General features: G+C 66.9%; 16 protein-coding genes. 6 read left to right on the forward strand and 10 right to left on the reverse strand.

The features are described from left to right. The first annotated feature begins 400 nt into the window (after nt 1-400). From LL648_RS08395 to LL648_RS08405, 3 genes are all read left to right on the forward strand, one after another. Nucleotides 401-604 carry a hypothetical protein gene (locus tag LL648_RS08395; RefSeq protein ID WP_232661884.1) on the forward strand — a complete coding sequence of 68 codons (204 nt, stop codon included), beginning with the start codon at nt 401-403 and terminating at the stop codon, nt 602-604. Nucleotides 605-978: 374 nt separating this feature from the next. Then, nucleotides 979-1,398 carry an ATP-binding protein gene (locus LL648_RS08400; RefSeq protein WP_232661885.1) on the forward strand — a complete coding sequence of 140 codons (420 nt, stop codon included), beginning with the start codon at nt 979-981 and terminating at the stop codon, nt 1,396-1,398. A 104-nt stretch (nt 1,399-1,502) separates the two neighbouring features. Continuing rightward, nucleotides 1,503-1,874 carry an anti-sigma factor antagonist gene (locus LL648_RS08405; RefSeq protein WP_232661886.1) on the forward strand — a complete coding sequence of 124 codons (372 nt, stop codon included), beginning with the start codon at nt 1,503-1,505 and terminating at the stop codon, nt 1,872-1,874. Nucleotides 1,875-1,897: 23 nt separating this feature from the next. Here LL648_RS08405 and LL648_RS08410 read toward each other — a convergent pair whose 3' ends face one another. The 4 genes from LL648_RS08410 to LL648_RS08425 form a co-directional block, all read right to left on the reverse strand. After that, nucleotides 1,898-2,758, reverse strand: coding sequence for an ATP-dependent DNA ligase (locus LL648_RS08410; protein ID WP_232661887.1), 861 nt, complete (start codon nt 2,756-2,758; stop codon nt 1,898-1,900). Nucleotides 2,759-2,894: 136 nt separating this feature from the next. Next, on the reverse strand, nt 2,895-3,515 hold the full coding sequence (locus LL648_RS08415; protein WP_232661888.1) for a hypothetical protein: 621 nt from the start codon (nt 3,513-3,515) through the stop codon (nt 2,895-2,897). Between the two features lie 827 nt (nt 3,516-4,342). Then, nucleotides 4,343-5,182: an MFS transporter gene (locus LL648_RS08420; RefSeq protein WP_232661889.1), complete on the reverse strand. Its 840-nt coding sequence runs from the start codon at nt 5,180-5,182 to the stop codon at nt 4,343-4,345. Nucleotides 5,183-5,247: 65 nt separating this feature from the next. Beyond that, entirely contained in the window at nt 5,248-5,592 is a 345-nt protein-coding gene (locus tag LL648_RS08425; RefSeq protein WP_232661890.1) for a VOC family protein, read from the reverse strand. A gap of 54 nt (nt 5,593-5,646) precedes the next feature. On the opposite strand from LL648_RS08425, the gene LL648_RS08430 reads away from it, so the two are divergent. Beyond that, a complete protein-coding gene (locus tag LL648_RS08430; protein ID WP_232661891.1) occupies nt 5,647-6,090 on the forward strand; it encodes a MarR family winged helix-turn-helix transcriptional regulator in 444 nt (147 codons plus the stop codon). Between the two features lie 177 nt (nt 6,091-6,267). Further along, complete coding sequence (locus LL648_RS08435) at nt 6,268-6,594, forward strand: DUF2695 domain-containing protein (protein ID WP_232661892.1); 327 nt, start codon at nt 6,268-6,270, stop codon at nt 6,592-6,594. A gap of 230 nt (nt 6,595-6,824) precedes the next feature. On the opposite strand, the gene LL648_RS08440 is transcribed toward LL648_RS08435, so the two are convergent. The 6 genes from LL648_RS08440 to LL648_RS08465 all read right to left on the reverse strand — a co-directional run bounded on the left by LL648_RS08440 (nt 6,825) and on the right by LL648_RS08465 (nt 10,936). Further along, nucleotides 6,825-7,349: an ATP-binding protein gene (locus LL648_RS08440; protein ID WP_232661893.1), complete on the reverse strand. Its 525-nt coding sequence runs from the start codon at nt 7,347-7,349 to the stop codon at nt 6,825-6,827. 125 nt (nt 7,350-7,474) lie between these two features. Next, nucleotides 7,475-7,921 carry an STAS domain-containing protein gene (locus tag LL648_RS08445; RefSeq protein WP_232661894.1) on the reverse strand — a complete coding sequence of 149 codons (447 nt, stop codon included), beginning with the start codon at nt 7,919-7,921 and terminating at the stop codon, nt 7,475-7,477. Nucleotides 7,922-8,002: 81 nt separating this feature from the next. After that, nucleotides 8,003-9,382, reverse strand: coding sequence for a chromate efflux transporter (gene chrA / locus LL648_RS08450; protein WP_232661895.1), 1,380 nt, complete (start codon nt 9,380-9,382; stop codon nt 8,003-8,005). 23 nt (nt 9,383-9,405) lie between these two features. Continuing rightward, a complete protein-coding gene (locus LL648_RS08455; RefSeq protein WP_232661896.1) occupies nt 9,406-9,849 on the reverse strand; it encodes a chromate resistance protein ChrB domain-containing protein in 444 nt (147 codons plus the stop codon). Further along, nucleotides 9,846-10,301, reverse strand: coding sequence for a Chromate resistance protein ChrB (locus LL648_RS08460; protein WP_232661897.1), 456 nt, complete (start codon nt 10,299-10,301; stop codon nt 9,846-9,848). The genes LL648_RS08455 and LL648_RS08460 overlap by 4 nt, the downstream gene beginning before the upstream one ends. Nucleotides 10,302-10,669: 368 nt before the next feature. Next, nucleotides 10,670-10,936, reverse strand: coding sequence for a hypothetical protein (locus LL648_RS08465; protein ID WP_232661898.1), 267 nt, complete (start codon nt 10,934-10,936; stop codon nt 10,670-10,672). Between the two features lie 168 nt (nt 10,937-11,104). On the opposite strand from LL648_RS08465, the gene LL648_RS08470 reads away from it, so the two are divergent. Next, a complete protein-coding gene (locus LL648_RS08470; RefSeq protein WP_232661899.1) occupies nt 11,105-11,635 on the forward strand; it encodes a hypothetical protein in 531 nt (176 codons plus the stop codon). The last annotated feature ends 10 nt before the right edge of the window (nt 11,636-11,645 follow it).

The raw sequence follows: 11,645 nt of genomic DNA on the forward strand, positions 1-11,645 counted from the left end.
GAAGTTGGCGGCAGCCCGCGCCGGGTGATGCGTGGCGCGGGCGCTGAGGTGGCCACGGAGGCTGCGGAGGCTGCGGAGGCTGCGGAGGCTGCGGAGGCTGCGGAGGCTGCGGAGGCTGCGGATCGGCCCTGCAACAGCGCGACGAGCTGCGGGGAGTCGAGCACCTCGGAACGGCCATCGCACCCACAGCAGCCCCCCTTCAACGCCGACGTCACCGTGATCGCCGGCATCCTCACGGTGGTCTTCCGCAGCCGGTCCGCCAATAGCCGACCACCTCGTCCCCGTCGGCGACACGCCGCCGCAGCGGGATCAGACTTGCGGCACCGTGTGTGCTGTGTTCTGATCTTGCCCGGCACAGCTGTCTCCTCAGGCCCCCGGGTCACCCCCGGGGGTCTGATGCGTGCAGGAGGTGAAGGTGCCCCTCCGCGTGATCCGCCGGCTCGTCCTCCGCTGCCGGCTGTGCGATCCCCGCGACGGGCTGCTGGTCGAGCCCTCCGGCGAGCGCCCGATCCTTGCCGCGGTCGACCACGCCCTCGACGAACACCGCGAACTGCTCATTTCGGACCGGGAAGCCGTCCTTGGCGCCCTCTCAGTGGCTGCCTGACGTTCCCGAGCCCACCCGACACTATGGCCCTGACCGGGGAAAGTGTCATAAGGCTTCTGGGTAGGGGTGGCGTCCCTTGCCGGCGCGACCATCACCACGCATACAGCGCGGCGCGACCACCCCGCCCAGGATCCACGTAGCCTCGAAACGTTGTCGCACCGGCGCAGCTGGGGCTCACCAGCGCGACGAACCAGGAGCCACAGGCTCCCGCGCCGGCTAGTAACCGCGCACGCCAGGGCCGGGCGCCCTCACGGGGCCCGGCCCTACACGCGCAACGACTACGTCGCACCGACGGACAGGTTTGTACGCTCGGTAGGGTTCGATACGCCATCCAGCGGACATCCTCGATAGCAGATCGAGGAAAAGAGGCGCAGATGGTCACCGCCGACAACCGTGCGGCGCGATGGGACCTGGCAGTTTCGCCGTCAGCGCCGAGCATCGCCCGGAGACACCTCACCACGCAGCTCCGCACGTGGCAGATCGCCCACGTCGACGACGTCGAGACTGCAGCCCTGATCACGAATGAACTGGTCACCAACGCCGTCGAGCACTCACCGAAGGGCGCGACCGTCATCGGATTCGCGTTATCGTTCGACGGCGCAGCCCTCACCATCGAGGTGCGCGACAGCTCTCATTCCCCACCACAGCTGCAGCCACTCAACCCGCTCGCGTCCCGTGGCCGCGGACTGCAGATGATCGACGCGCTGACGTCGCACTGGCACTACGAGCTGTATGACACCGGCAAAACCGTACGGGCGGTGCTCCCCACCTCGACAGAGGCAACACCGCCGTGACCAGGCGATACACCCCCTGGACTGGTCGCTGACCGTGAGCAAGGACGGCCACGGTCGAGTGGAAGCACCACCGGCGGTACCCCTGAGCGCGGTACCGTTTCGACGTGGACGACTCCACCGAGGACGCGCTCAGCCAGCGGATGATGCAGCTCAAATGCGAGCAGCATGGGCAAGCTGTGGTGATCGCCGTCTCCGGCGAAGTCGACACGCTCACCTCACCTCGCTTGATGGCCCTCATCAACGACACAGCCACCCAACAGTCCGAGCCTCGCCTGGTGCTTGACCTGACCGCCGTCGAATTCCTCGGCTCAGCCGGAATCGCCGCCGTCACGGGCGCAGCGTCGGTTTCCAACGGGCAGCTGCGCGTTGTCATCGTCTCGCGCACCATCGCCCGCTCACTGCACATCACCGGCATCGACAACCTCGTCGAAATCCACGACACCCTCGACGACGCGCTCCGAGCCGTCCAAGCCTGAGAGCAGCCGGGCGGGCTGTCGCCTCACCCGCCGCGACGACCGCGATTCGCGGTGGGCGACAGGTCCTCCGGACGCAGTTCTGCCCGGATTCTCCGGAAGACTGTGGCGTGGCGCCATCGGTCCAGCTCGAAGCACACGTCAGCGTCGACCTCGACCACTAGCAGCGGCTCCACCTGCACAAATGGCACCGGTTCGGGCGGAAGCTGGCCGAACCGCCCAGAGCTGATGCGCGCCGGCCACGGGTGCGCGCCCCGCGGTGGCTGGAGCAGCGCGCCGAGCTCGCGCCGCGCCGGCAGCGTCAGCGGCGTGGTCCGGCCCGCGACCCGGAGCCGGCCACGCTCATCGACACGACCGAGCACCAGCGCCTCCGGTGCGCGGAGCGAGCCAAGGACGCCGCCGACGATCGCTTCGGACATCGTTCTGGTGCGGACCTTTGTCCAATGCGTCCGGCCCGGCCGGTAGCCGCGACTCCGGTCCTTCACTACGACGCCCTCGATGCCGACGTCGGAGTGCTCGCGCATCCAGGCCTCAGCGCCCGCGATCTCGCGCGTCGCGGGCATGAGCGCGAGCGGCGGTGCAGCGTCCTCGAGCAGCTCGCGAAGTACCTTTCGGCGCTTTCGGTACGGCTCGCCACGCAAGTCAATGCCCTCAAGCGCAAGCACGTCGGTTACGAACGTCGCCGGCGTCAGCACGCCGCGCCGCGCCGCGTGCGATGCAGCAGGGTGGATCCGCCGCTGCAGCGCTGTGAAGTCCATGCGCCCGTCTCGCATGACAACCAGTTCGCCGTCGAGCACGGTGCCGCCAGCAACCTGGTCGTGCAGCGCCTCGACGATCTCTGGGAAGTACCGGGTGAGCGGCTTCTGCTGCCGGGACTGCAGCTGCACGGCACCGTTCGGCCGTCCGAACCCGAGAGCACGGTTAGTTGACTGAACTCGGCCATCCCGTGGCGATCACCGACAGAGCCGGTGCCAGCTCGCGCAGAGCGTTCGTTGGCACCGATTCGCGTCATGTCATTCGTGGTTAGGTGCCACGACGTTTGCAACTTAGGCCCAGAGAGTCGAAGCGGAGGTCCGCAAAGGAGCCGCCAGTAACGTCAATCTCTACGTTGACTTTGAACTTGGTTCGACCATCGTGGAGAAACCAGCCAGTGTCGGCCCAATCATATTCACCCTTGTTGTCTGCGCGCGCCGCGATGTATGTGACCCGGTGCCACTCGTCGAACACTTCGACGCGATAGTCGATGTCTCGACGAATCCCCTTCACGGCCAGGTACACGTGGCATAGGTCGTCTGGAGCTGGTCCGACTACATTGTTGAAGGTGGTTGTCAAGCCGGCATGGCCGTTCGACGCTGCCAGGAAGGCTACCCACCTGTCCCATGAGGGGGTGCATCCCGAGCAATACCGATCGACGTCCCACAGGTACCCGTGATGGCCGTCGCCGGTCATGTTGATCGGTTGAGAATTTGGCTGGTCTATTTCGGTGTAGTCGCGGGTTGCTCCCCACGTCCACACTGGGTCCGCCGTTGCAGGTGGAGCTGCGAAGATTCCGATCGCGAAGGCTGCCAGACTGCCGGCCAGCAACCTGCCCGCCCGCGTGGACAGCCACATAGAGGTGGCCAGTGATTGCTCACGGGGCGCCATAGGCCACGTCTCATTGGTGTCTGACTCCCGGAATGCAGCCTCCTTCCGTCGCGCGTGCCTGATCGACGCAGACCGTGGCCGCGGCCCCCATCGCGGGCGAGTGCGTGAACGAGGCCCGGTCGGAGGTGTCTCGTCGCCGGCACGTGCCGCTGATGCCATCAGATTGCTCCCTTGATCGTTTCCCCGCGACGGTACGTACCAGGGAGATCCGTGCCTATACCAGCTTTCTGGTAGCCCCTGCGCAGCCTGGGGGTGCGCCCGCATAGCGGCGCGACCCATCGCACCCGACCGGAGCTCGCCGATCGGCTCGATGTGGCCCTCGGTCAGACGAGCACGTCGCGGGAGCACCTTGCAGCGCTGCGGCAACGCCGACTCCAGAGCGGCGGCGACGGTGCGGTACCCAACGCCGTGCGATCGCTGCAACGCTCGCTTCGACATCCCCAGTGCGAGCGTCACGCCTGATCGCGGCAAACAGTTCGACTCGGCTCTTGTCCATGGCTTTGGGTGCACGCCCTTTTCCTAGCGGACGTGCACCACCTAACCTTGCGCTCTTTCCTCCCTTCTGCTCCGCCGCGCTTCAACGACGGTCACCAGAGTGGCAAGCAGCGCCATGGCTGCCGCAGGGATACCGAGCAACGTGATAGCGAACCACTCCTGAGACACCCCGCCGAAGACGCCACCGATGGCGACGCCGACATAGATCGCTGAGGAGTTGAGCCCGAACAGCAATGGGGCTGAGGATGGCGCGATCATTACCAGTCGGTGCTGCTGTACCACCGAGGCCATTCCGTCCGTGGCTCCCCAAACGATCGCCCACGCTGTCACGATCACCAGGTGGCCGACTGCAAGTGGCTGACCGCGAGCAGCACGGTGCCGCCGCCGAGCGCGGCCACGGTGACTTTCAACACTGAGCGCTTGTCCACCCAGAACCCGGCGATGAAGTTGCCGGACACGACACCGACTCCCCAGGCAAAAAGGATCAGAGTGAGCGCATGGGGAAACGAGTCGGTGGTGGCCTCGGCGCTGATCGCGCCGATGTAGGTGTACAGGGTGTAGTGCCCGGCCATGACCAACGTCGTCGCTATCAGGATCGTGAGCACGTCGACCTGACGCAGCGGCGCAAGACGGGCGGTCAGGTCGATGGCCGGGAGCGACACCCTCGGCAGCGACGCCGAGATCCCGATCGCGGCGAGCGCCCCCAGCCCCGCAACCGCCCACAGGGTGAGTCGCCAATCGACACTGCCGATCAAGTTGCCAAGCGGCATACCCAATGCGGTCGAGAGAGTCAGGCCACCGATGACGAGGGCCATCGCCCTGCCCCGGCGCTCCTCGGGTGCCATCGCGGTGGCCGCACTTGATGCCGAAGCTGTGATCGTTGCAGCACCAAGGGCGGTGAGGACGCGAGCCGACATCATGATCGGGTAGTTCGGACTCAACGCGGTCACGATGTTCCCCACAACGAACACGGCTAGCGCGAACTGGAGCGCCTTCCGGCGATCCATCGAACTCAGCAACCAGCTCAGTACCGGGGCCGCGACAGCGAGTGTCAACGCGAACACGCTCACCAGCTGGCCGGCCGCAACCACACTCACGTCGAGTTCGCCAGCGATGGCCGGCAAGAGGCCCGCGATCACGAACGCGTCGGTCCCGACCGCGAATGTCGCCACAGCCAGTGGTAGCAAGGCTCTGATCGAGCCGGACGTCGCTGCGTGCGCCGGGGTGTCAGTCTGACTCAACCCTGTCCTCCCGGTTCCTGGGAGAGGCTGAACTCCACTCCCTGATCATCGACGCAGTGAGCGAACGCACCGGACGGGATCGTCACCGGGACGTCAGCAGTACCACCCAGCTCGCGCACCCGCGCCACGGCCGCATGTATGTCTTCGACGGCGAAGAAGATCCGCGGGTGCCGCGACGAGTCGTCGTGAGGCGCACCGCCCATCGGGGTGGGCCCGTCGATCATCGAGTAACCCGGGAAGTTCCCCTCGCGGAACCGCCAGCCGAACAGCGAACCCCAAAATCGCTGGGTTGCTTCGATATCGCTACTGGGGACCTCGAAGTACGTGACATTGCCAGCCATGATCCACCTCCAGATGTCAGTGTATTGACATTCACTGTATGTCAGACTGCTGACATGGATCAAGATCTGGTCGGCGAACTAGAGCTCTCAGTGGGCTACGTCCTCAAGCAGGTGCATGCCTCGCTACGCACTGCCATGGACGAGGCCCTTCGGCCGCTGCACCTGACCGTTCCCCAGTACGCCTGCCTAGAGCTGCTCGGGCAGAACCCTGGGCTGTCCAACTCCGAACTGGCCCGCCGCGCCTTCGTGACCCGACAGTCGATGAATCTCGTTCTACGCCGACTGCAAGAGCGCGAACTGCTCACCCGACCCGACCAGGCACCCCACGGGCGGGCGCTACCAAGCATGCTCACTCGGGACGGTCAAGCGGTCCTGCGCCGGGCCAGCACTGCAGCTCGCGCCGCGGAGAAGCAAGTGTTCGCCCCATTGTCACCAGCGCAGCAACTCCAGCTACGCCGAGACCTTGCAGCCTGCGTCGCCTCAGCGGCAAGCAGCTAAGCCTCCGCGCCTGATCAACCCACCCTGGGCGACGGAGATGTCGACCGCCCGTGGGGCTGTCCCTTGGTGAGCCGCCATGGGCGAGCCGCCAGCTCGCCCGGAGGGCGGCTTTAGGGACAGTACTGTTGCCGAAGGAGCGAGGGGCGACGCCCGGTGTCAAGAGAGGGAGCAGCCGACGTGGCATCCGAGGCTGAGAAGGCTGAGCGCAAGCAGCTGAAGGACGAGTACCTGCGTGCCCAGCAGACCGCAAGTGCCGCCCGGATGCCGCTCGACCGTGCACAGCTCCAGGCCCTGCTCGATCACGTTCACGCCGCCGTAGCGCTCCACGGCTGTGACCACACGCGGGCAGCGACCGACGACTGGGCCGAGCACGAGGGCATCGACCTTGAGCGGCACCACGAAGGACTTGAAGAGTATGGCGGCTACTGCCACTGCGAGGTCATCATGGACGTGGACGTGGACGTGGACGAAGTCTTCACGCCGGTCCGAATGCCGCACGGCTAGCGAGCTCCCACCGTAGATCGTGATCTTGCCGGCGCCGCGGTCCCGGACGTGGCACGGCCACCGCGCAGAACCACAGCAGTGGGAGGCCGAGGCCGAGCGCTTCTGGATGGGATGGCCGGGCGGTTCACCCCGGGTCGAGACCCGCCGCCGGGCCCTCGACCTGTTTCGAACACATGTTCGGGCCCGTGGGTGTGCGTAGTGGCCGAGTTCTGATGTCCACGTGGTTGAGGTCAGGGGTCAGCTCGGGGGTTCGGGATCACACTCGGACTGATCAGGGTGATCACGGTGCCAGGGTGGCCGGCGTCGCTGTGCTGGATCGCGACGTTGTCCATGAGGGCGACCATCATCTGCAAGCCGCGGCCACGATAGCCCGGATCCGGCGAGACCGGACGCCACAACCCGTAGTCTCGAACCTCGATCTGCAAGCGTTGCGCCGGGTGTTCCTCACCGTCGTCGGCACGCTGGTCATGCCCGGCATCTGTTCGAGTGGCCGCCCCCGCGTCACTACCTGGCAGGTGTTCGAGGATGGCGTTGATCTCGATGACCGGATCGAGGGCATCGGGTGTGTAGGCATGCTCAGCGGCGTTGCTGACCGCCTCGCTGACAGCGAACACGACATCGGCCGCGGCCGGCTCGGGCCAGCGCAGCGCAGTCAGCCACGCAGTGAATCGTTCACGGACGAGCCATGGGGTCGTCAGCGCAGCGGGCGCAGTGATGAGCAACACCGGCGGCGGCTCCGCGGCAGCTTCCGTCACAGCGGGCTCCTCGACGGGCACCGGATCGGAGCCAGGTTCGGTGCTGCTCGGCGGAGCCATATCGGGATTGTGACGCGTAACTGAGCGCAGCGCTCGTCGAGCACTCGTCGCGGGCCAAGCGCGGTTCAGGTGGCCTCGATATCGTTGGTGTCCCCGTTGTTGGCGTCCCCGTCGTGACCTTCCGATGTTGGGTCGCCTTGTAGGGCTGTATCGACGTAGTGGAACAGGGTCAGGACATGGTCGAGGCCGCTGATCTGCAGCGGACGCAGAACTGGGCGGGCGTGATCGACGACTACCCGCAACGGCTCACCGTGCCGGGCAGCGTCATGGTGGGCACTCACCAGCGCGCCCAGCCCAGCCGAGGACAAGAATGTTACCGCTGTCATGTCGACCACGATCGGACCGGCGTCGGGAACCGTCAGCGCTTCGTGCACCGCCTGACGCAACTGCGGGGCCGTGGCGGTGTCGACTTCACCGGTCAACGTGAGTAGGGCAGTCTTCCCGACCCGGGCTCGCTCTATGCTCAGCAGTTCATCGGCTGATGGAAGCGCTCCACCGTCGGGAAGGTTCACGCGCTGACCCTACCGGCGCGGAACGCTCGCACAGCGCCGAGTTTTCTCGCGCTGCGTTGACTCGATTCCTGTCGCGGTCGTTCAGCTGGCTCCGATCGCCGGGCCGATCGCTGCCCATGCGAGGCCGAGGGTCGCGCTGATGCCGAGGACGCGCAGCGCCGACCAGCGCAGCGCGAATACGAGGATCGCTGCGATGAGGGCGATTCCGATGAGGGCGGGGCGTGGGGTGGTGAGATCGGGAAGGTGTAGGGCGAGCGGTCCGGTGGTGATGTCGACGGTCCGGGTGAAGAGCGTGTTGATTGCGAAGTAGAGGGCGAGGTTCGCGATCACTCCCACGACGGCGGCGCTGATCCCGCTCAAGGCGCCGGCGAGGGCGCGGTTGCCGCGCAGCCGCTCGACGTAGGGGGCGCCGAGGAAGATGAACAGGAAGCTCGGCACGAATGTCACCCATGTGACCAGCAGCGATGCGACCAGGCCTGCCATCCACGGGGTGAACGGGCTGGGTGTTGCGTACGCGCCGAGGAACGCCACGAACTGCACGACCATGATCAGCGGGCCAGGGGTGGACTCGGCGAGCGCGAGGCCGCGGACCATGTCCGCGGCGGTGAGCCAGCCATAGGCATGCACGGCTTGCTGGGCGACGAATGCGAGCACCGCGTAGGCGCCGCCGAACGTGACCAGCGCCGTGCCCGCGAAGAACACACCTTGGGTCGTGAAGACACTGCTCCCGCCGGTGAGAAGCGCAACCACGGCGATCGGTGCCGTCCAGACGACGAGCCCGATCGCGAGGACCCGCGCCGTGCGGGCCGTGGACGGGGCTTCGGCGTGCAGGGCGTCGTCGGAGATCAACGGGGCCGGACCGTACCCCCCGTCTTCGTGGCCGTTCGCTGTTGTGAAGGCAGGTGTGCGTCGCGCGGCGAGCCAGCCGACGAAAGCGGCGACCGCGATGACGGCGGGGAACGGCACACCGAACACGGCGAGAGCGACGAACGCGGCGGCCGCGACGACAACCAGCACAGGGTGGGTCAGCGCCCGCCTGGCCACCCGCACCAGGGCCTGCGCGACGATCGCGACCACAGCGGCACCGAGGCCGGCGAACAGGGCGGAGACGGCGGTGGTGTCGCCGAAGCCGACGTAGATCGCGGACAGCGCGAGCAGGGCGATCATGCCGGGCAGCACGAACAAGGCTCCTGCGGCTAGACCGCCCCGCAAGCCGTTGAGCAGCCATCCGACGTAGATGGCGAGCTGGTGCGCCTCCGGGCCGGGCAACAGCATGCAGTAGCTCAGTGCGTGGGAGAAGCGACGCTGGCTGATCCAGCGCCGGTCATCGACCAGAGCGCGCTGCATGACCGCGATCTGGCCCGCCGGCCCTCCGAACGTCTGCAGCGAGATGGCGAACCAGGCCCGCAACGCCGAACGGAACGGGACGATGTCGGTGCGCTCTTCCGGTGTCGTCGACAAAGCCGTGGCTCCTTGAACGGTGGTCAGGCTGGTGGACGTCCGAGCAGCACCGCTCGCTTGTAGTACTCATGAAGCCCGTCGAACACCGGGCCGGTGATCGCCAGGACGGTGGCGTCGTCCACGGTCATCGACAGACCACGCAACACGGCGTCGAGCCCCGCGGCTTCAGGGGCGTCGAACCGGTCGTCCTCGAGATCGGCTTCGTGGACCGCCTCGGCGATCTTCCACAGCACCGGGTCGGTCAATTCGAACCGGCGCAGCACCGTCTCGAACGTGCACTCCTGCACCCCGTTGTGCATTTGGTGGCCGAGTTCTACACCGCGCATGTCGAACGGTCGCGCGTCGGCCGGCACCTCATCCGCGCCGGCGACGAACATGAACTCCGGGTCGGGGTCGACGAAACGACGGATCAGCCACGCCGTGGCAGCCCGGTCGATGTGCACACCACGGCGCGTCGCCCACTTCACGCCCGCTCCCGAGCACCAGCAGCCACACGGTCGGCCACCGCCTGCACCGCGGCACGCGCGGCATCACGGTCCGGAGGCGGGAAGAAATCACGGCGCTCCACCCGGCGCAGCGCGCCCCGCAACCTCCGCAATCCCGCCGACGACTCCTCCCCCGCGGCCTGATCGCACAACTGCCGGTACTCCCCGGCGCGGACCGCCGCCATCTCCGCCGCTATCCGCCGCTCATGCACCTCGGACTCCGGCTGCGCGGTCCACAACATCGCCGAACCGCCACCCTGCTCGACGTCCTCAGCCACCCATTCCAGCTGCTCACGAGTGCGAGCATCAGCCGGCAACGCCACAAGGCCATCGCCCAGCTGCGCCACCCCAAGGCTCTTCAACTTGCGCCACACCGCGATCCGCGGCGACGACGGCTCCCGCGGCATCCGATAGCTCAACAACACCCACTGCACCAGGCGAATGTAACCACGGTTGCAATCCAGCGCAACATCACGCAGGACTCTAGCCACTACCCACCCGCTCGGACGCCGACGACCGAACGGCGCGGTGTAGCCACAGTCCGCATACAGAAGCCCTCCGCGGCACCCCTCGGAGATCATCGACGCACTGCACGAGCAGTTACCCGGCCGCTCGGCAGCAAGCAGGGTCGTGTGGAGTGAGGGCCGACGCCACCTCGCATCGACGTCATGGCCAGCCTCGTCAGCAGCGCCGACGAGCGCGCCAGGACGATGCGCTTCCTCGGCGGGCTGCAATGCGGTGCTCAGGTGGACAGAAAGCCACCTTCCAGCCCTCGCAGGACTTGAAAACACGCCCTCAGAGGTCAGGAATGCTGGACTTTCACGTCGCGGATGAGTCGAGTGCCGACTGCGGCAGCAGCGGTAGCAGCCGTCAATGCACTGGCGAGGTGCCTGTCGAGTGATGCAACACGTGCGCGCAGCTCGTCAGCCGTGATCGGACCGTCGGGCACGGTTGACATCGCGCGGACTGCCTCGGCGGCCACGGTGATCAAGGTGTCACGGAGATGCTGGGCGGCGTCGGCTGTTGCCGCGTCCCGCAGTGCCGTGCGACGCGTCGTCTCCAGGTCCATGCCGCACTCCCAACTCGACGTCCAAGAATTCTTGGAAGATCTCCAAGAGTAGCTACACTTGTGGCAATTGAACAGGGCTAAGCGCTGCGCTAGTCTTGCCTGCGGACCTACTGATGAGGCCGACGGCCGCGTGTGGACGGGTCCGAACGCGGGAGGAACGAGGGGGCTGTGGAGGGTTCGACGCTTGCCGACCGGCTCAACCTGCTCTTCCACGCGTTCTTGCGGCCGCGCGACGAGTTGGGTAACCGCGCGCCCTGGACCAACACCCAGGTTGCTCGTGCAGCGGAGATGCTCCATGGGCGCGCGGTGTTCACGGCGGAGACTCTGAGGCTGGCGCGGACGGGTACGCAGGTGCGTGGGCCGTCGGCTGATGTGATTGCGGCGATCGCGAGGACGTTCGAGTATCTGTCCGGGTCTGAGCCCGAGCCCGGGACGGCCAGCGCGATTGCGTCGTTTTTGTGTATCGATCCCAACGATCCGGGGACCGGTGCTGATGCCGTCGCGGATCAGGCTGCGATCGGTCAGCAGCTTCGCACCGCGATCGACATCCGCGATTCGCGGTTCGGCCGTGCCGGGCTTCTCGCGCGCATCGGCGGTCTCGACGACGACCCCGAGACTCAGGCCGAGCTCGAGCGGTTCGTCGACGACCTGGAGAAGAAGCAGTCGCGGCGCCGACGCAGCCGCAGTCACGGCCGCTGAGGCGCTGGAG

The sequence above is a fragment of the Pseudonocardia sp. TRM90224 genome (assembly GCF_021245725.1).
Taxonomy (GTDB): domain Bacteria; phylum Actinomycetota; class Actinomycetes; order Mycobacteriales; family Pseudonocardiaceae; genus Pseudonocardia.

Bases quoted from the DNA above. Each gene is read 5' to 3' on its own strand.
- LL648_RS08400 (WP_232661885.1), top strand. From the start codon at position 979: ATGGTCACCGCCGACAACCGTGCGGCGCGATGGGACCTGGCAGTTTCG.
- LL648_RS08415 (WP_232661888.1), bottom strand. From the start codon at position 3,515: ATGGCGCCCCGTGAGCAATCACTGGCCACCTCTATGTGGCTGTCCACG.
- LL648_RS08425 (WP_232661890.1), bottom strand. From the start codon at position 5,592: ATGGCTGGCAATGTCACGTACTTCGAGGTCCCCAGTAGCGATATCGAA.
- LL648_RS08430 (WP_232661891.1), top strand. From the start codon at position 5,647: ATGGATCAAGATCTGGTCGGCGAACTAGAGCTCTCAGTGGGCTACGTC.
- LL648_RS08465 (WP_232661898.1), bottom strand. From the start codon at position 10,936: ATGGACCTGGAGACGACGCGTCGCACGGCACTGCGGGACGCGGCAACA.